General features: G+C 65.1%; 12 protein-coding genes and 2 pseudogenes. 6 read left to right on the plus strand and 8 right to left on the minus strand.

Features of this window, described 5'->3' with window-relative positions; translation table 11 throughout:
- Nucleotides 1–604: 604 nt before the first annotated feature.
- Entirely contained in the window at nt 605–1,042 is a 438-nt protein-coding gene (gene crgA, locus DF196_RS00385) for a cell division protein CrgA (protein WP_193852551.1), read from the minus strand.
- Between the two features lie 81 nt (nt 1,043–1,123).
- Between crgA and DF196_RS00390 the strand changes: the two genes are divergently transcribed.
- From DF196_RS00390 to DF196_RS00400, 3 genes are all read left to right on the plus strand, one after another.
- Nucleotides 1,124–1,906, plus strand: coding sequence for a DUF881 domain-containing protein (locus DF196_RS00390; RefSeq protein WP_109055960.1), 783 nt, complete (start codon nt 1,124–1,126; stop codon nt 1,904–1,906).
- A 164-nt stretch (nt 1,907–2,070) separates the two neighbouring features.
- Entirely contained in the window at nt 2,071–3,162 is a 1,092-nt protein-coding gene (locus DF196_RS00395; RefSeq protein WP_241519523.1) for a class E sortase, read from the plus strand.
- A 341-nt stretch (nt 3,163–3,503) separates the two neighbouring features.
- Nucleotides 3,504–4,148: an anthranilate synthase component II gene (locus tag DF196_RS00400; protein WP_109055961.1), complete on the plus strand. Its 645-nt coding sequence runs from the start codon at nt 3,504–3,506 to the stop codon at nt 4,146–4,148.
- A gap of 153 nt (nt 4,149–4,301) precedes the next feature.
- On the opposite strand, the gene pknB is transcribed toward DF196_RS00400, so the two are convergent.
- From pknB to DF196_RS00435, 7 genes are read right to left on the minus strand one after another with little or no spacing between them, the layout of a single operon-like run.
- The gene (gene pknB / locus DF196_RS00405; protein ID WP_421728434.1) at nt 4,302–6,380 is read right to left on the minus strand and encodes a Stk1 family PASTA domain-containing Ser/Thr kinase; all 2,079 of its coding nucleotides are present in this window, start codon (nt 6,378–6,380) and stop codon (nt 4,302–4,304) included.
- Complete coding sequence (locus DF196_RS00410; protein ID WP_109055962.1) at nt 6,377–7,330, minus strand: serine/threonine-protein kinase; 954 nt, start codon at nt 7,328–7,330, stop codon at nt 6,377–6,379. The genes pknB and DF196_RS00410 overlap by 4 nt, the downstream gene beginning before the upstream one ends.
- Nucleotides 7,327–8,793, minus strand: coding sequence for a peptidoglycan D,D-transpeptidase FtsI family protein (locus DF196_RS00415; RefSeq protein ID WP_109055963.1), 1,467 nt, complete (start codon nt 8,791–8,793; stop codon nt 7,327–7,329). Before DF196_RS00415 ends, DF196_RS00410 begins: the two co-directional genes overlap by 4 nt.
- The gene (locus tag DF196_RS00420; protein ID WP_109055964.1) at nt 8,790–10,670 is read right to left on the minus strand and encodes an FtsW/RodA/SpoVE family cell cycle protein; all 1,881 of its coding nucleotides are present in this window, start codon (nt 10,668–10,670) and stop codon (nt 8,790–8,792) included. Before DF196_RS00420 ends, DF196_RS00415 begins: the two co-directional genes overlap by 4 nt.
- Nucleotides 10,667–12,331 carry a protein phosphatase 2C domain-containing protein gene (locus tag DF196_RS00425; protein WP_109055965.1) on the minus strand — a complete coding sequence of 555 codons (1,665 nt, stop codon included), beginning with the start codon at nt 12,329–12,331 and terminating at the stop codon, nt 10,667–10,669. The genes DF196_RS00420 and DF196_RS00425 overlap by 4 nt, the downstream gene beginning before the upstream one ends.
- Nucleotides 12,332–12,335: 4 nt before the next feature.
- Nucleotides 12,336–12,863: an FHA domain-containing protein FhaB/FipA gene (locus tag DF196_RS00430; protein WP_109055966.1), complete on the minus strand. Its 528-nt coding sequence runs from the start codon at nt 12,861–12,863 to the stop codon at nt 12,336–12,338.
- Between the two features lie 30 nt (nt 12,864–12,893).
- Nucleotides 12,894–13,595 (minus strand): FhaA domain-containing protein, encoded by a 702-nt coding sequence (locus tag DF196_RS00435; RefSeq protein ID WP_094667912.1) that lies wholly within the window; start codon nt 13,593–13,595, stop codon nt 12,894–12,896.
- A gap of 447 nt (nt 13,596–14,042) precedes the next feature.
- On the opposite strand from DF196_RS00435, the pseudogene DF196_RS14145 reads away from it, so the two are divergent.
- The 3 genes and pseudogenes from DF196_RS14145 to DF196_RS00445 all read left to right on the plus strand — a co-directional run.
- Nucleotides 14,043–14,666 (plus strand): annotated as a pseudogene (locus tag DF196_RS14145) (peptidase); the annotation flags it as partial.
- Nucleotides 14,667–14,846: 180 nt separating this feature from the next.
- Nucleotides 14,847–16,940, plus strand: a pseudogene (locus tag DF196_RS00440) (alpha/beta fold hydrolase); the annotation flags it as partial.
- A 333-nt stretch (nt 16,941–17,273) separates the two neighbouring features.
- Nucleotides 17,274–18,371, plus strand: a complete 1,098-nt coding sequence (locus tag DF196_RS00445) for an alpha/beta fold hydrolase (protein WP_109055968.1) — start codon at nt 17,274–17,276, stop codon at nt 18,369–18,371.
- Nucleotides 18,372–19,052 lie beyond the last annotated feature (681 nt).

The following is a 19,052-nucleotide window of genomic DNA, read 5'->3' on the forward strand; positions in this document are numbered from 1 at the left end:
GTGTGGGGAAAAGTGTATAAGTCTGTGGATAACCCGGTGGGTTGGTGGATATCGGAGCTCTCCGGTGCATAAGTCCTTACCGCATAACTGTGGATAACCGGCGTACAACCCCGATTTCCACAGGTCTTCATGCACCGGCCAATCGGCGAAAAACCGGCGCAAATCAGGGTTATACACGGGATATACACCATGAAACGCACCTTATCCACCACTTATCCACTAGTTATCCACACCCTTTTCCACATTCGGTGGATAACTGGCTCGAAAAACTACAATCGTGTAATTCATCCACATTGAGTGGATAACCGTGTGGATAACTCGTGGATAAGTGGTGGATAGCTGTGGGTAACTGGTGGACAGGGCGTGCGCAGCATGCTGGCCCGCCAGAACAGAATGGATACACAAAGGCTCTGTTAAACCAAGATTGACATGAATTCCATTGGACTACCCCTCAGTCGGCTTCGCCGCCAGCTCCCCTGACAAGGGAAGCCAAGAATGGGACCATGTCAATCTTGGCTGAACAGAGCCTACGCAAAAGGCCGGCCCCGATTGAAATCGGGAACCGGCCTTGCAATACGTCAATCGGACGAATAAGGCAGCGGACTCAGCGCCAACCCATCGTCATCAGGAAGCCCACCATGATCAGCGCGAAGCCGATCGCCAGGTTCCAGGCGCCGATGTTCGGAATCGGCCAGGCGCCGGACGGCGACAGGTAGTACACCACGCACCAGATCAGACCGATGATCATGAACGCGCAGAACACCGGAACGAACCAACGCGGGTTGGACTTGGTGCCCTTGATGGTCTCCTCCACGCGCTTGGTGTTCTCCTCCTGGCGGCTCATCATGCGCTGCATCTGCGGGGTCATCGTGGACTTGTCGGCGGTGGCGTTCAGGACGGCCTGAACCTGATCCATATCAACACCGTAGTTCTCGTCCTCGGCGGCGGCAGCGTCGTCAGCGGCCTTGGCGGAAGTCTCGTCCTGCCAGTCCTTCTGGTCGTTCGAGTCGGTTTCGTGCAGCTCTTCGTTAGCCATCAGCATAGTCTCCATTCAATAGGCTAAAAGTCATAATAGTGGTTACACTCGAAACCAGCGAACACGCCGAGGAAAAGACGGGTATTTATGGTCAAACACGTGGGTAAGCATGGCGTGAAGCGCTCTCTTGCGGCCGGAATCGCGGCGTTCGTGGTCATCGCGCTCACCGGGTTTCTGCTCAGCACCAACGTGCGCGTGAACAAGACCACCACCGTGACCAACGACACCGCCGACCTCATCGAACACAGCGTGGACGAGGTGGCGGGCCTGCAGAAGGAGGTCACGGACCTGACCTCGCAGATCGACAGCCTCACCGACATCCTCAGCTCCGACGGCAGCGGCACCTCCCAGAATTCCTCGCAGAACGGCAACGATTCCAGCCTGATGCTGCCCGAGCTGGATGGTGCGGGCGTGACCGTGACCCTCGACGATTCGCCGCTGTGGGAGAACGCGGTGAACAACAACGGCTCGACTTCGAACATCGACGATTACGTGATTCACCAGCAGGACGTGGAGTCCGTGGTCAACGCGCTGTGGGCCGGAGGCGCCCAGGCCATGATGATCATGGACCAGCGCGTGCTGTTCAATTCCGCCGTGATCTGCTCGGGCAACGTGCTCTCGCTGCACGGCAAGAAGTACGCGCCGCCGTTCACCATCTCCGCCATCGGCGATGCCTCGGCCATGCGCAAGGCCCTCAATGATTCCAAGGCCATCACGATTTTGAAGCAATACGTCACCGCGTTCGGCATCGGATACAAGGTGGAGAATAAGGACGACCTCCAGTTCCCGTCCACCGCGGCCCTGCTCCAGCAGCTCAAGTACGCCACGGTCGATTCGTCCAAGGTCAAGGACGAGGAGTCGGCGCAGTGAGCCGCGGCAGACACACCGGCGGGTCCGGCAACGTGCGCGGTGGATTCGGCGGACGGGCAGGGATTCGTAGGGCGCGTGGGGGAGCGGTGGATACGCAGGCCGACGGTGTCGCCGCGATGATTTCTGGCGGCTCCCGAGTCCCCGGTGGCTCGCGCAACGCAGGCATGCCCGGCACCCGTCGCGGCCCGCTGTGGCAGGCGCTCGGCATCATCGCGGAACTGCTCATCACGGTGGCCGCGATCTGCGCCCTGTACATTGTGTGGCAGATGTGGTGGACCGGCGTGGAGGCCGAGCAGACGCAGAATGAGACCCTGCAATCCGTCTCCTGGTCCGACCCGGCCGCCGGCAGCAACGGCAACGGGACCACGACCATCGCGAAGGCACAGGAGGGCGACCCTCCCGCCGAGCCCGAGAACCCGCAGTACGGCGACCTCATCGCCCAGGTGTACATCCCGCGGTTCGGTTCGGGCTGGCATCGCAACCTGGTGGAGGGCACCACACTCGAACAGCTCAACCGCCATGGCCTCGGCCGCTACCAGACCAGCCAACTGCCCGGCCAGGTGGGCAACTTCGCGTTCGCCGGACACCGCAACGGCTATGGGCAGCCGCTCGGCGACGTGGACAAGCTGCAGACCGGCGACGCCATCATCGTCCGCACGGAGCATTACTGGTACGTCTACCATTACACGCGCTACGAAATCGTGCTGCCCACTGATACGTACGTGATCTCGGCCAACCCCGAGAACCCCGGTGCCGAGCCCACCAAGCGCATGATCACGATGACCACGTGCGAGCCGAAATACTCCACGCCCACGCATCGCTGGATCAGTTACGGCGAACTGGCTTACTGGGCCAAGGTGTCCGACGGGGTGCCGGCCGAACTGGCCACCACCGATTCATCCGGTGCGGTGAAGTTCGCCGTGACCGAGACACCGTCCGTGGCCTCGCATATCGGTTCGCTGGATCGCGTGGTGGCGTGGGCCTTGGTGGCGTGGGCGATTCTGTTCATCGCCGCCGCCGTGGCCTGGCGTTGGCCGGTGCTGCGCGCGATTCACGCTGGTGAGCGCCGTCGCCCGGACGCAAGCCTGTACGGTGCGTTGGTGCGATTGCAGCCCGGCGTGCTGCCGATTCGACTGCTGCTGGCCGCCATTCTGCTGTTCGCGGCCGCCTGCGCGCTGTTCCAGTGGGGATTCCCGTGGGCCGCCGCGCACATCCCCTTCCTCCAGCAGATGTCCAATTACGTGGCGGTGGAGTAGGAATCGGCCTTTGGAATCGGCCTTCGGCCGATGCTGGGTTTTCCGCAGCCGGTTGACTGCGTGCTGCTCTCCCTCCGTCTCGGCTTACGCCGAGCCACCTCCCTCGCCAGAGGGAGGCAAGGCCTACACCGTATAGTTCCTTGGCCCCCTCTGACGAGGGGGGCTGTCAGCGAAGCTGACTGGGGGAGAGAAGGAGAAGCAGCCAACCGGCTGCGAAACAACCCAGCATCGGCCGCAGGCCGATTCCTCACGCCGATTCCTCCCTACTGGAATCAACCCGCATCACAGCGGCCGCACTGAGTAGTATGGCTTGCAGGACACGTCTTCCAAGGAGAGCAAGCATGACTGATTCCGCGCACATTCTGGTGGTGGATAACTACGATTCGTTCGTCTACACGATCGTCGGCTACCTGAAAACCCTCGGCGCCACCGTTGACGTGGTGCGCAACGACGCCATCGACCCCGCCGCGCCCGGCGTGCTGGACGGCTACGACGGCGTGCTGATCTCTCCCGGCCCCGGCGCCCCGGCCGAATCCGGCGCCAGCGAGGGCATGATCCGCTTGGCCGCCGAGACCGATACGCCCATGTTCGGCGTATGCCTGGGCCTGCAGGCGCTCGCCGAGGTCTACGGCTGCACGGTGGACCACGCGCCCACCATCATGCACGGCAAGACGAGCCAGGTGGAGCATATCGACGACGAGATCTTCGAAGGCGTGGCCAATCCGATGACCGCCACCCGCTACCATTCGCTGGCCGTGGAGCCCGATTCCGTGCCGGACACGCTCGTGGTGACCGCATGGACCGAGGGCGACCACATCATCCAGGGCCTGAAGGTCAAGGGCAAGCGCATGTACGCGGTGCAGTTCCACCCCGAATCGGTGATGACGCAGGACGGCTACCGTCTGCTTGCCAACTGGCTCAAGGTCTGCGGCCAGGAGAACGCCGTCGCCAAGTCCGCCGGCCTGCAGCCCAAGGTGACGAAGTAAGGGCCTATATAGCCTATATAAATAGTTGGCTCCCCTCGATGAGGGGAGCTGTCAGCGAAGCTGGATGGAGGGGCGTCCCGATGTGCTTCCCTCAGTCTTGCTCCGTTCGACAGCTCCCCTCAGAGAGGGGAGCCAACTTGTCTCTATCGATGGTCATTCCGTGGGGGTAGTCGGCTTGGTTTCGCCGCCGTCGGTGGAACCGCCGCCGTTGTCGGTGCTGCCCCCGTTGTTGCCGTTGCCACCGCTACCGCTGCTGGTGGTGGTGATCGTCACCGTGGAGCCCTTGTCCACCTGGGTGCCGGCACCCGGATTGATGCTCACCACAATGGCTGTGGAATCGGTGGGGCCGCTCACCGAGACGTTCAGACCCTCAGCCTGCAGCATGAGCTTGGCGGTCGTGTAGGACGTGCCCGCCGCGATCGAAGGTACCGTGACCTGCTGCTTGCCGGTGGACACCCACAGCGTAATCGTGCCGTGCTGCTCGATGGCCACGCCCGAGCCGGGGCTTACGCGCGTGATTGAGCCGGCCGGCACCGTATCCGACTCTTCCTCCTGGAAGTTGAGGGTGAAGTCGTCGCCGTATTCGGCCACCACGGCTTCCTTGGTCTGGCCCACGAGGTTGCTCGGCACCACCGTCATGCCGGTGGACACGTAAATCGTGATGGTCGTGCCCTTGGCCTGCGAGGAACCGGCGGCCGGGTCGGTGCGGGTCACCTTGTCCTTCTCGATGGAATCGCTGGGCTCGCTCTTGACCGAGCTGTTCACCTTGAAACCGGCCTTCTCCAGCTTGGTGCGGGCCTCGCTCTGGCTCAGGTCCTTGACGTCCGGCACGGATGTGGACTGCGGGCCGTCGGAGAACCAAACCTCCACCTCGGAGCCCTTGGCCACCTTGGAGCCCGCCTCGGGGCTCATCTTGGTGCAGGTGCCGGCCGGCTCGATGGAGTCGGTGTCGTGCTTCTCCACCATGGTCAGGCCCAGCGCCTTGAGCTTGGCATTGATGCCGTCCTTGGAGGTGTTGGCCGTGCATTCGGGGATGGTGACGGTATCGGCCGTGGCGGAACCCGTGTCCCGCAGGGCGAACACCAAGCCGCAGACGATGGCGATCACCGCCACGATGCCGATGATCGTGCTGATGATGATGGTCCGGCGCTTCTTGGCCTTGGCAGCCGCCGCACGCTGCTTGGCGCGCGACTGCACCGATGCGAAGCTGCCGCTGGCCGGCACGATCTGCTCGAACTGGCCGGTGGCGGGGTTGTACGCGGTGGTGGACGGACGGTCCATCTGCACGGTGGGGTTGGCGGTCTCCGCGTTCTTGCGGGCCTGCACGTTGGTCATGTCCGTGAGCGGGTTGAACGCGGCCGCCACGGGCACGCCGCCGTTCATGAAGGTCAGGATGTCGTTGCGGAACTCCGCGGCCGTGGCATAGCGGTTCTGACGATCCTTGGCCATGGCCTTGGCGCAGATGGAATCCCACATCTTCGGCAGACCGGGCACCACGGCGGAAGGCGGCGTGGCTACCTCGGACACATGCTGGTAGGCGATGGCCACGGCCGAATCACCGGTGAACGGCGGACGCCCGGTGAGCATCTCGTACAGCACGCAACCGGCGGAATACAGGTCGGAGCGCATGTCCACGGTCTCGCCGCGGGCCTGCTCGGGGGAGAGGTACTGCGCGGTGCCCACCACGCCCTGCGACTGGGTCATCGTGGCCGCGGAATCATCCAGGGCGCGCGCGATGCCGAAGTCCATGACCTTGACCACGCCTTGCTCGGAGATCATGATGTTGCCGGGCTTGATGTCGCGGTGGATCACACCCATGCGGTGCGAGTAGTCGAGGGCGCTGAGCACGCCGAGCATCACCTGTTCGGCGTCGCGCTGGCTCAGGGAGCCGTTCACCTTGAGGATGTCGCGCAGGGTCTGGCCCTTGACGTACTCCATGACCAGGTACGGCAGGAGTTCGGTCTGGCCGTTCTCGGAGGAGACGGTCTCCTCGCCGGAATCGTAGATGTTGACGATGTTCGGGTTGTTCATCTGCGCCACGGCGTGCGCCTCGCGGCGGAAGCGGGCCAGGAAGATGTCGTCGTTGGCCAGGTCGGCACGCATGATCTTGATGGCCACAGTGCGGCCCAGACGGGTGTCGAGGGCCACGTGGACCTCGGCCATGCCGCCGCGGCCGATGAGCTGGCCAAGCTGGTATCGGCCGCCGGCCAACGCAGTAGGCATGCTGCTCATTGCTTCTTCCTTCCAATCCTTGAGACCGGGGTCTCCAATACGATGCGCGGCGTGCTCGTGACCCTGCGCGGCAGACGGCCGCCGGACGCGATCGTGGCGGTCCGGTCGGTCATTTCGGTCTGCTGGTCTAGCAGGCGGCGTTCGATGCGGGCGAGCGTGCGGGAGACCACGAGGGCGTCCTTCGGGCGGTCCAGCGGGTCCTTGGCCAGCATGGACATGACGAACTCGCGCAACTGCACGTCCACCGAATCGGGCAGCGGCGGCACCGGGTCGTTCACGTGCGCGGCCGCGATGTCCACCGGAGTGGTGCCGGTGAACGGGCGGTGGCCGGCCAGACCCTCGTAGGCCACCACGCCCAGCGAGTAGATGTCCGACTGGGGCGTGGCCTGCTGGCCCTGCGCCTGCTCGGGGGAGATGTACTGGGCGGTGCCCACCACCATGCCGTCCTGGGTGATCTGGCCCTGGCCGGTGGAGTAGCTCACGCCGAAGTCCGTGATCTTGACCTGACCGGAATCGGAGACCATGATGTTGGCCGGCTTGACGTCGCGGTGGATCACGCCGTGGCTGTGCGCCACGAACAGGCCGCGCGCGGTCTGGATGAGGATCGGCAGCAGTTCGGTGGCGTCCATCGCGCCCTTCTCATGGAACAAGTCCGCCAGCGACTTGCTCGGCACGTATTCCATGATGAGGAAGCCGATGCCGTCGTGTTCGTAGTATTCGAACAGCGCGGCGATGTTCGGGTGCGCGAGGTTCGCGGAATTGTGGGCCTCGGCGCGCAGTCGGCGCAGCTTGGCCTCGGCGTTGGTCACGTCCGAACGCAGGGCCTTGATGGCCACCTCGCGGCCGAGCTGGATGTCGTAGCCTTTCCAGACCTCGCCCATACCGCCTTGCGCAAGGCGGGAATCCAAGCGGTAACGTCGGTGAATCAGCTGACCTTCGATCAGTCTCATTGCTGCAGCGCCTCCTGAATCATCGCACGCATGATCGGGCCAGCGGCGAGCGAACCGTATACGTCAGTGTTGTGCACCAGCACGGCCACGGCGATCTGCGGATCGTCCGCCGGCGCGAAGCCAATCACCCAGCCGTCGATGCTGGTGTTGCCCACGCCGATCTGCGCGGTGCCGGTCTTGGCGGCCACCTGGATGCCGTCGATGGCCAGCTGCGGGTTAGCCTGGGTGACCACCTGTTCCATCATCTGCGTGAGCTTGTCCGCCGAATCCTTGCTGAAGACGTTCGCCATGACCTGCGCCTTGGTCTGCGAGAGCACGGTCAGGTCGGACGCGCGCACGCGGTCCACGAGGGTGGGGCGCATGAGCTTGCCGTCGTTGGCGATGGCCTGGGCCACCATCGCCATCTGCAGCGGTGTGGCCGTGGTGTCGCCCTGGCCGATGGAGGCCAGCGCGAGCTTGTCGTCGGTCGGATCGGTGGGGAAGGTGGATGCGGTGGCCGTCATCGGGGTGCCGGTCGCGTCCGAGCCGTCGATGGTGATGGTGCTGCCGAAACCGAGCTTGGTGGCCATGTCGGAGACCTTCTCGGAGCCGAGCTTGACGCCCAACTGGGCGAACGCGGTGTTCGACGACCATGCGATGGCGTTCTGCAGGGTGATCTGGCCGTTGGCGCCGTCCGCCTGCGATTCGGCGTTCGGCAGCTGGGTCACCGTGCCGGGCAGCGTGTAGGAGGAGCCGGCCGGAATCTGCGTGTCCGGCTCGTAGTCGCCGGTCTCCAGCGCGGTGGCCGCCACGATGGTCTTGAACGTGGATCCGGGCGGGTAGAGCTGCGAGGTGACGCGGTTGATGAGCGGGCTGTCCTGGCCTGCGGACAGCTCCTGGTACGCCTTGGCGGCGGCCTGGGTGTCGTGCGTGGCCAGCTGGTTCGGGTCGTAGCTCGGGGTACTCACCATGGCCAGGATGCGGCCGGACTTGACCTCGATGGCTACGGCCGCGCCGTCGCGCGAGCCGAGCTGGTCGTAGGCCACCTGCTGCAGCTTCGGGTCGATGGACGTCTCGATGGAGGCGCCCTGGTTGGAGCCGCCGGTGAGCAACGCCTTGGTGCGCTGCCACATCAGCGCGTCGGCCTCACCGTTGAGCAGCATGCTGCGGGAGGCCTCGAGACCGCGGTCGGCCGTCTGGGAGATGGAGAAGAAGCCGGTCACGGGTGCGTACAGCGGGCCGTTGGAGTAGACGCGCTGGTACTTGAAGGCGTCGTTGATCGGTTCGGATTTGGCCATCACCGTGCCGTCCGAGGCCAGGATGGCACCGCGGTCGGCGCCGAGCTGGTGGTAGAGCGAGCGGGCGTTGCGCGAATCGTTGTTGAGCTCGTTCGCGCGCACGGCCATGAGAATCGTGGAGGATAGTCCAAGCACCACGAACAGCGCCACCACGGCGGTGAAGAGCTGGCGCAGATACTTGTTCATACGCGGTCACCTCCGTTGACTGGTGGAATGGGCGGTAGGGAAGCGGTCCGGGTGGACGGCTCGGGGATGTCGAAGCGTGAGGGATCCTGACGGGTGATGTCGATGATTGGATCGTCATCATCGAGGTTGTCGGTACCGTCCGGGCTGCCGAAGCCGGGGAAACCGGAGAACGGGTTGTCCTCGACGGCGTGCGCGGCGTGGGCTCCGTGGGTGGCGTGCGCGGCATGGCCTGCGTGCGGAGCCGGGGGAGCGGGGATGTCGGCGAACGATGCGGTCGGCGCGGGGGCCTGGTCTGGCGTTCCTGCGCCCGGACCGACCAGCTGTGCCGATTGCCCTGATTGCGTCGGCTGCCCCGGCTGAGCGGCGGCGGCTGACACGGTCGGCGTGGACTGCGCCGCATAGGCCACCTGCTGGGCCACGGCTTCGGTTCCGGTTGCGTCCGCGGATGCTGCGGATGCCGCGGCGGACGCGCTGCGCGGCTTGACGATCTCCTCGGTGGCGCGTGCGCGGGCCTTGAGCTCCTTGTCCCGAAGCACCGCCAGCGCCTCGTACTGGAACGTGTCCGAGGTCAGCTCGGGTTCCGGCGCGTTGGCCGCGTTGGAGATCACGATGAGCAGCGCCGCCAGAACGTAGTTGGCGATGAGGCTTGAACCGCCCGCCGCCATATACGGCAGGGTCAGGCCGGTCAGCGGGATGACGAGCGTGATGCCGCCCACCACGGTGAACACCTGGAATGCCATGGTGAACACCAGGCCGGAAGCCAGCAGCTTGCCGAAGCCGTCCTTGACCTTCATGGACGTGATGAATCCGGAGGCCACGATGATCAGGTACATCATCAGGATGGCCAGCAGCCCCACCAGACCGAGCTCCTCGCCGAGGGCCGCGTAGATGAAGTCCGAGTTGGCGAACGTGGTCAGGGCCGGATGTCCCTGGCCCAGACCGGTGCCCAGCAGGCCGCCGGAGGCCAGGCCGAAGATGCCGGTGACCAGCTGCCATGAGCCGCCGTATTCCTTGTTGTATTCCTCGGCGCTGAACGGGTGCAGCCAGGCGTCCACGCGCTGGCCCACGTGGCTGAACATGCCCGCGGCGAGCACGGCGCCTGCCGCGAAGGCGATCAGGCCGATGACGATCCAGCTCTTGCGGCCGGTAGCCACGTACAGCATGGCCACGAACATGGCGAAGAACATGAGCGAGGTGCCCAGGTCATGCTGCATGATGAGCACGCCCATCGAGGCGAACCACACGATGATGATCGGGCCCAGGTCCTTGATGCGCGGCAGCTGCAGGCCGAGCACCTTCTTGCCGCCCACGGCCAGCTGGTCGCGATGGTCGAACAGGTAGGCGGCGAAGAAGAACGCCAGGAACAGCTTGGCGAACTCGCCGGGCTGGAACTGGCCCAATCCGGGGATCTTGACCCAGATACGCGCGCCGTTGACCTCCTCGCCGAGCACGGGCAGCATCGGGGAAAGCAGCAGCACCAGGCCCACCACCATGGACACGTACGAGAACCGTCTCAGTACGCGGTAGTCACGCAGGAAGATGATGATCGGCGCCACGATCACCAGCGCCAGGCACAGCCACAGCAGTTGGCGCATGGCCACGGCCTTGCCCATGCTCTGGTCGATGCGGGCAATCATCGTCACGCCGGTGCCCGTCAGCAGCAGCACGCACGGGATGATCGACTGGCTGGCGTAGGGCTGGAATCGGATGGTCAGCGCCCACAGCACAAGGAACAGCGCCACCACGACCGCCAGCATGATGATGTACTGCTGCGGGAACTCGCCGGTGGTGCGCTGGAACATCTGGACCAGGCCCAGAGCGCTCACCGCCATGGCGAACACGAGCAGCGAGATCTGGCGCAGGCGGGTTGCGATCATTGCGCACCCCCCGTGGCGGCGTCGTCCGCCGCGCCGATGTCCGGGCTGGACGAATCGGAGGAACCGGAATCACCGGACGAACCGGAATCATTGGACTTGTCGGACGAATCGGTCTTGGACTGTGCCTTCTCGGCGCTCTTGGTCAGCGCCTCGGCCTTCTCCTCGGCCGCCTTCTCCTGCTGTTGCTGAAGTTTGATCATTTCACTGCGGATGATGTTCACATGCGACTGCGCCTCGGCCAGCGAATCCACCGTGATGCCCTGCTTGAGCTGGTCGCGCCAGGTGGTCGGCAGCTGCGAGGAGACGATGTCCGTGCGCTCCACCGCGTGCGAGAGCTCCAGGCCGAACACGTTGGTGGGAATGCCCTGGTAGATGGTGACCTTGCCGTTGCTGGTGCCCACGTAATAGCGGGTCTGGCTCCAGGCATACCCGCCCCAGGCCGCGCCGGCCAACGCCAGCAGTACCAGTACGCAGCTGATCACCACGGCGATGGTGCCGCGGCGTTTCTTGACGCGCTTGGCCTTCTTCTGCTCCACGTGCTCGGCATGGATGGCCTTGGCCACCTCCGGGTCGTTGGGGTCGGCAGACAGGCGGCCGTCGGTCTTGAGGACCACCGGGATCTCGCCGGTGTCCGGATTGGCGCGCTCGCCGTTCTCCTCGCGCACGGTGGACGGTTGGGCCACGCGCACCGTGCCGGGTTCGGCGGCGGGCGCGTCGTCGGCGTCCTCGTGGGCGCTGGCCGGCTGGATGAGCGCGGCGGCGCGGGCGGCGGGGGAGTCGTCCTCGCGCAAGGCCGGGGCGGTGGCCACCGGTTCGGTGATGCTGTCCGCGATGGGCGCCAGGTGGCGGCGGGCCGCGCCGCCGATGAGCGGCGTCTGGTGCGGCAGGTCGAAGGCATCAGCGTCGAGGGCCAGCGTGGCGTCCGCGATCACGGCGGTCACGTTGTCCGTGCTGCCGGCGCGCAGGGCCATCTGCACGAGCCGCTGGGCGCATTCGCCCTGATCGGCCAGCGAGGTCATGGTCTCCTCGATGGTGGAGTCCTCCAGTACGCCGCACAGGCCGTCCGAGCACAGCAGCCAGCGGTCGGCCGGGTGGGCCTTGCGGATGGAGATGTCCGGGTGCGGGTCGATGTCGAAGTCGCCGAGCACGCGCATCACCACGTTGCGCTGGGGATGGTTCTTGGCCTCGGCGGGCGTGATGCGGCCGGTGTCGATGAGGTGCTGGACGTAGCTGTGGTCGCAGGTGATGCGCCCCAGATGGCCGTCGCGCAGCAGATAGGCGCGTGAATCGCCGATGTGCGCGATTACCCAGTATCCGGCCACGAGGGCCACCGCGGTCACGGTGGTGCCCATGCCGGCCAGCTTGCGTTCGCGCTTGGCCTTGCCCACGATCGCGTCGTGCGCGGCCATGACGGAGGTCTCCATCATGCGCGAGATGGTTTCGATGTCGCCGCCGGTGTCGTCCTGTTCGATGTGCGCCAGCGAGCGGATGGCGATGGAGGAGGCCGTGTCGCCGCCGGCGTGACCGCCCATGCCGTCGCAGATGGCGATGAGATGCTCGCCCGCGAAGGATGAATCCTGATTGTTCGCGCGCACCGTGCCCACGTCGGACACGGTGGTGGAATACAGGAAGAGCGGTTGTGAAACGGCGGAATTGGGCATGCGGCTACCTCAGTTCGAAGGTGGTGGCGCCGATGCGCACGGGCACGCGGGCGGGCAGGATGGTCGGACGGTTGATGCGCTGCAGGTTCACGACCGTGCCGTTGGTGGAATTCAGGTCCTCGATGGCCCACTGGCCGGCGCGGGGATCCTTGTAGACGCGCGCGTGGTGGGAGGAGACGAACTCGTCGTCCAGCACCACGGTATTCGAGGCGGCGCGGCCCAGCGTGATTTCGGAGCCGCTCAGCGGCACGGAGCTGCCTGCCAGCGGTCCGTCGATGATCACCAGGAGGGTAGGCTCCGCCCCCGACCCGGCGGTCGGTGTGCGGTGTGCGCGTACGGGTGACTGCGGCTGCGGGATCTCGGCGTTGGCCTTATGGGCCTCGCGCTCGCGTTCACGGCGACGGCGTGCGCGCGAGGGACGGGGGCTGAACGTCTCGATGTCCCGGTGCAGGGAACGCACGCACAGCCATACGAAGACCCACAGCAGGATCAGGAATCCGTACTTGAGTAGGGCGAATGTCAGTTCGGTCATAGGATGCCGACTTTCGGGCGGTACGCTCGATTACTCCTGGGCTTGCGCCGAGGCCCAGTAGAGGATGCGCGTGCGGCCGATGGTGATGGTGTTGCCGTCCAGCAGCGTGGCGGCGGGCACTTGGTGACCCTCCACGTACGTGCCGTTCGTGGAGCCGAGGTCGCGGGCGATCACGCCGTTGTCCGTGATGTCGATTTCGAGGTGCTTGCGGGAGATGCCCGGATCGTCGATGACGATGTCGCAGCCGGAGCCGCGGCCGATCACGGTCTTGTCCTTGGTGAGCAGGTACTGGTTGCCGTTCACCTCGAGCACCGGGCTGTCCTCGGTCTGCGCGTCCGTGGTGACGGGCACGGCGTTGCCCTGCACGGATTCGGAAGTGAGGTTGAAGTTGCCCTTGGACAGGTCAAGATCTTCTTCGAAGATCACGACCACCGGGCCTACAAAGGCGTAATGCTGGCTCTTGGCGTACTCGGTGAGATTGTCCGCCAGCTCATTGGCCAGGGTCTCGCTGCCCCACGCCTCGATGCGGTCGAAGTCCGGCGTGCTGAGCTTGAAGCGGTATTCGTTCGGGGCCACGGTGCGGTCGCGGCCCACCGGCATGGCCTCGGCGTCGATCTCGCGCTCCAAGGCGCTGGAGAGGTCGACGGGCTGCAGATCCTTGGAGCCGAATTTGGCGAACACTCCGTTGACTGCACCCTCCACGCTTTTTTCAAAACGGTCGAGAACGCTCATAGTCATCCCTTTCTAATCTTCACCTATCCTACGCGGCAATGGGAATTTGGGGCAAAAAACCGTGCCCTAGCGTGGTGATGGGCGCAAAATTTACAAAAATTAGGGCTGTCTATGGGCGCGGCGCACCACCCGGCACCACATCGCTTCAGTGACTTCTCAGTGATCAGTGATGGCATAGGGCCAGCGATTGGCCGTCAGACTGCACTGACGGGCCGTGGCAGTGGTGGGAAGCCAGACTTTGGCCTTTCGACGTCGCTGAAAAGGGATTTGGCGACGCTTGCGGGCCAAGGTATGGCAGGATGCCGTCACTGAGCGATTTCACCGGAGGCGGCGTGCCAGCCTTTGGATCGCTGCCGTCGCTGAGGGGCGTCCAACGACTGTTTACGACGGCGAAGCGCCAGCTTCCGACCGTTCGGCATCTCCGCACAACGGCGTAGGTTGTAAGGCATGAGCGAAACGACTGATACCAACGATGCCATCAAGGATTTCCCCCGTCGCAAGGCCCGCACGCTGCGGTTCACCTGTGGCGCGCCGCGTTCGGCGAAAACCATCGCGGACGGCTCCCGTGCACTGTTCCTGCGTTCCGACGGTCCCGAGGACCTGGTCACCGCGCTGTGGCTGAGCTGGTTCGATGCGGACGGCGAGCATCACGAGACCAAACTCGCCGACCCACGCGAACTGCTGGGCGGCAAGGCGGACAGTGAGGATGTGCCGGCCGAGGAGCGCGCCCGCCGCGAACGTGCGCGCGAGGGCGGTACCGGCATCGTGGGCTATTCGGTGTCCGAGGATGGCGATCGTGTGGTGTTCACCATCAACGGCCGTCTGTTCCTGACCGAAATCGGCGAGGCGGATGCCGATGGCACCGTGACCTGGCCGGACGAATACGACGACGAGATTGATGAGGCCGAGGCCCGCGTGACCACGCCCGTCGCCCGCACGCGCGAACTGGCCGGCGCATGGCTGGACGAGGATCCGGACATGTATGCGCCGGTGCTGAACCCGCGCATCGCACCGGACGGCACCCACGTGCTGTATACCACCGGCTCGTACCTGATGCTGGTGGATATCGGCGATTGGCCGGCTGAGGCGAATCACATCGCTGAGGAACCGGCTGGCGAACTTGCCGACGGTGTGGACGTCGAATCGGACGCCGTCGAGGAGGCCCTGAGCGAGGGACTGTACGGCGAGGATGCGGACGATGAGTTGGACGAGCTTGATGCCGGCGAATCCGACGGCGATGAGGAGGACGGTCCGCTGGACGACCGCATCACCGCGATCTACGGCGTGAGCGTGGAGGACGAGGACGGCAACCCGGCCGAGAACACGTGGAAGATCGGCCTGGCCGAGTTCGTGGCCGGCGAGGAGATGGACCGCTATGACGGCTTCTGGTGGTCCCCGGACTCGCAGCATGTGATGTTCGAGTCCTTCGACACCGCCGACGAGCCGACCTGGTACATCAGCGATCCCGCCGATCCGGAGGCCCCCGCGGCCGGACGTCGATACCCGCGTGCGTTGACCCGTAACGCGGATGTGTACCTGACCGTCATTTCCCTGGCGTTCGACGAGGACGACCGGTACGTGGGCATCACCGCCAACGCGGATGTGGACTGGGACCGCGAGGCGTACGAATACGTGGCCGTCGTGAACTGGAGCGAGGGCCACGACCCGTTGCTGCTTGTGCAGAACCGCCGTCAGACGCGCGACCAGGTGCTTGAGGTGGCTGTGGCCGCTGCGGAGGAGTCGAAGACGCTGAGCGCCAAGGCCGCCGAAGGCTGGCGCGCGGCGCTGGCGGAGGACGCCGTCGATGCTGGAGACTCTGCGGGGGACGGTTTTGGCACGGACGCGGAATCCGAGATGTCGGTACCCGCCTTCGGTGCGACGCGCGTGCTGGAGGAGCATGCGAACGACCAGTGGATCGACTTGGTGGCCGGTACTCCCGCCTACACGCCGGACGGCCGTCTGGTCTGCGCTTTGAACGACATGGATACGGACACCAACCGCCTGACTGTGGACGGCCGCCCGTTCACGCCGACCGGCTGGAATGTGCGCGAGGTGCTGCACGTGGATGACGCCGGGGTGATGGCCGTGGTCCAGCGCGAGCCGGATACGGCCGAATTGCCGTTCGTCTGGGCCGCGGCCGGTGGCGAGCACGACGCCCGCAGCTTCGACGTGGTGCTGTTCGACTACGACGGTTCGCATGACGGCGGCGTGGTGCCCGTCACCACGCGCCCCGGCGTCTGGACGGTTTCGGTCGGTCAGCGCGGCATGGTCGTTTCCGGACGTGATATGGAGCACGCCGCCACGCATATGACCCACTATTTCGTGCCGGATGCTGCCTGCGCCGATATCAATGATTCGGCGTTCTTCTCCGGCTCCCCTCTCCGAGGGGAGCTGTCAGCGGAGCTGACTGAGGGGAGGCCCGGTGATGAAGCTCTCCTCAGTCGTCCTGTGGACGACAGCTCCCCTCAGGGAGGGGAGCCGGAAGCCGCTGACGGGACGTCCGGGAACGGCCGCGGCTTCTCCGCCGATATCGCCAACTACGCCGCCAAACCCGGATTCGCGCCGAACGTCCGCTTCACGCGCCTCGGTGAGCATCGCCTCTACACCGCGATCATCGCACCGAGCGCCGATAGCCCCTACGCGCGCGCCGAGAAACTGCCGGTGCTTATGAAGCCGTACGGCGGCCCCGGCCACCAGCAGGTCGTGGATTCGCAGTCCTTCTACTGGGATGCGCAGTGGTGGGCCGACCAGGGCTTCCTGGTGGTCACCGCGGACGGCCGCGGCACCACCGGTCGCGGGCCGAAGTGGGATCGCGCCATCTTCGAGGACATGAAGGACGTGACCCTGGCCGATCAGATCGAGGCCGTTCACGCTCTGCCCGAAGCGGTCGCCGCGCTGGACGAAGCGGAACCCATCCCCGCACCCGACCTTGACAAGGTATGCATGATCGGGTGGTCCTACGGTGGATTCCTCTCGGCGCTCGCCGTGCTGGACGCGCCGGACGTGTTCAAGGCCGCGTGCGCCGGTGCCCCGCCCACCGACTGGACGTTGTACGACACGCATTACACCGAGCGCTATCTGGGCCTCAACCCCGAGGTGTACGCGCGCAACGGCATCATCCAGGACGCCCCGAAGCTCGAACGCCCGCTCATGCTCATCCATGGCTTCGCGGATGACAACGTCGCCATCGCCCACAGCCTGCGGCTCTCCCAGGCGCTGATGGCGGCGGGCCGGCCGCACACGTTCCTGCCACTCACCGGCATCACCCATATGACCAACGACGAGACCGTGGCCGAGAACCTGCTCATCCTCCAGCGCGACTTCCTCAAGGACTCCCTGGCCTAACGGTCGGCCGAACGCCGGCCTATTCGGTTGCCGAGGTGCCGTAGCGGTCTTTTGAGGACATGAGCACGGTCCTACTGGATCCAAAAGACCGCAAAACACGGTTTCAGCGGTCTTTTGAGTCCAGTTGTGTCCGTCTTCTGGATTCAAAGGACCGCGAAAGCCCCCTGTAGCGGTCTTTTGATGCTAGAAGCACTGGTCTTCTGGGCTGAAAGGACCGCGAAAGCCACTCGGGATGGGCGGAACAGCTGTTGCACGGCCCGGAAGCATCCGTCACGCCACCCGAATCTGCCCGGTAATCGGCCGCCGCGGACCCTCTGCCCTAAGATAAGGGGCATGCAGGTGACGATGATCGACGAACGCACGTATGCCCAGACCATGACGGACATGGTGGTGCCAGCATTGGAGCAATGCCGCACCGAAGGCTGGTTCGCCCCGGCCACCGCCGAACGCGCCGCCGGCCTCGAACCGCTGGTCGGTGACGTGATCGGCGACAGCGGCAGCCACCCCGGCCAGCTGCACTACCTGTGCTACGACGCCGCCAAATTCGACGCCATCCGCGAGGAAGGGGCCACCGCCACCTTCCGCGGCGCCGTCGTGATCAGCCACGGCTTCACCGAGTTCGCCGAAAAGTACGACGAACTGGTCTGGTACTTCCTGCTCGCCGGCTATTCGGTGTGCGTGCTCGACCATCGCGGACACGGCAAATCCGCGCGCAACGTGGAGAACCGTTGCATGGTCTGGATCGACGACTGGCGTCGCTACGTGGTCGATCTCGCCGCGTTCGCTCAGACCATCGGCCAGCAGTACGCGGCCGGCATGCCCCTGAACCTGTTCTGCCATTCGATGGGCGGCGGCATCGGTGCGGCCGTGCTGGAGCAATACCCCACCCTGTTCGACAAGGCGGTGCTGTCCGCCCCGATGATCGCCCCCGCCACCGGCATGCCGCTGGGTGTGGCGCGCGTGCTCGTGGGCGTGTTGTGCAAGCTCGGCTTCAGTCACAAGCGCGTGTTCGGCCAGGGCGACTTCACGCCCGAATTCTCGATGAAGGGCAACGAGGGCGCCTCCGAAGCCCGCGAACGCTGGTACTTCAAGCTGCGGTGCGAGAACCCCGAATACCAGACCTACTGCGCGGCCTTCGAATGGGTGCGTCAGGCCCTCAAGCTCAACCGTGCGATACTCAGCCCCTCGGCCTGTTCGGAAGTGGAGACGCCTATTCTGCTGTTCCAGTCCGGCCGGGACATCTGGGTGCTCAACAAGCCGCAGAACCGGTTCGTGGAGCTGGTCAAGGACGGCGGCGGCGAGGCGACCATCGTGCGGTTCCCCGAATCGCGTCACGAGATCTTCTCGATGCCCAACAGCACGTTCCGCCCCTACCTTGAGCAGATCCTCAAGTTCTATGACGATCCGATGATCGCCAGTGCCTCCTACTGAGTTCGGGTTTCGATTCCTCCTCCGATGAGGTAAGAGGACTACGTACCCGCATGTAGCTCTTCACTGAGAGTTCACCTTGCGGTCATCTTGCGGTCCTGCCCGCTTCAAATGGCGGGAGAAGAATGGAAGCATGGACATCATGTCTTCCCTTCGCCGCCGCGCCGCCGCGGTCGTTGCCGTGATCGCCGCCGGCGCGTTGACGCTTGCCGGCTGTTCCCTGCTGCCCGATGGCGGCAACAGCAACGCGGACGCCGCATCCGACGCCAACATGCAGACCTTCACGCCCGCCGACGGCAAACCCACCGCCACGCTGAACGTGGCCTCCGGCTCCGAGAACAAGGAAGTCGCCACCGCCATCCAGAAGGCCGCGGACGCCTCCAACGTAGCCATCACCATGCACTACATGGGCTCGCTGGAGATCATGAACGCGCTCAAGGCCGGCGGACGGGACTACGACGCCGTCTGGCCCGCCTCCTCCATGTGGATCTCGATGGGAGACACCAAGCACGTGGTCAAGGACGCCGCCAGCACGTCCACCACGCCCATCGTCTTCGGCATCGCCAAATCCAAGGCCGTATCCCTGGGATGGGCGGACTCGAACGGCACCACCAAACCCGTGAGCACCGCGGACATCATCGAGGCCGTCAAGAAGGGCGACCTCAAGTTCTCGATGACCTCCGC

This window comes from Bifidobacterium callitrichidarum (genome assembly GCF_003129905.1).
In the GTDB taxonomy this organism is placed as follows: Bacteria; Actinomycetota; Actinomycetes; order Actinomycetales; family Bifidobacteriaceae; genus Bifidobacterium; species Bifidobacterium callitrichidarum.

Excerpts from the sequence above, each read along its gene's own strand:
- pknB (WP_421728434.1), bottom strand. The coding sequence starts at position 6,380 with ATGAGCAGCATGCCTACTGCGTTGGCCGGCGGCCGATACCAGCTTGGC.
- DF196_RS00395 (WP_241519523.1), top strand. The coding sequence starts at position 2,071 with ATGCCCGGCACCCGTCGCGGCCCGCTGTGGCAGGCGCTCGGCATCATC.
- DF196_RS00435 (WP_094667912.1), bottom strand. The coding sequence starts at position 13,595 with ATGAGCGTTCTCGACCGTTTTGAAAAAAGCGTGGAGGGTGCAGTCAAC.
- DF196_RS00390 (WP_109055960.1), top strand. The coding sequence starts at position 1,124 with ATGGTCAAACACGTGGGTAAGCATGGCGTGAAGCGCTCTCTTGCGGCC.
- DF196_RS00425 (WP_109055965.1), bottom strand. The coding sequence starts at position 12,331 with ATGCCCAATTCCGCCGTTTCACAACCGCTCTTCCTGTATTCCACCACC.
- DF196_RS00410 (WP_109055962.1), bottom strand. The coding sequence starts at position 7,330 with ATGAGACTGATCGAAGGTCAGCTGATTCACCGACGTTACCGCTTGGAT.
- DF196_RS00430 (WP_109055966.1), bottom strand. The coding sequence starts at position 12,863 with ATGACCGAACTGACATTCGCCCTACTCAAGTACGGATTCCTGATCCTG.
- DF196_RS00415 (WP_109055963.1), bottom strand. The coding sequence starts at position 8,793 with ATGAACAAGTATCTGCGCCAGCTCTTCACCGCCGTGGTGGCGCTGTTC.
- DF196_RS00400 (WP_109055961.1), top strand. The coding sequence starts at position 3,504 with ATGACTGATTCCGCGCACATTCTGGTGGTGGATAACTACGATTCGTTC.
- DF196_RS00420 (WP_109055964.1), bottom strand. The coding sequence starts at position 10,670 with ATGATCGCAACCCGCCTGCGCCAGATCTCGCTGCTCGTGTTCGCCATG.
- crgA (WP_193852551.1), bottom strand. The coding sequence starts at position 1,042 with ATGCTGATGGCTAACGAAGAGCTGCACGAAACCGACTCGAACGACCAG.
- DF196_RS00445 (WP_109055968.1), top strand. The coding sequence starts at position 17,274 with ATGCAGGTGACGATGATCGACGAACGCACGTATGCCCAGACCATGACG.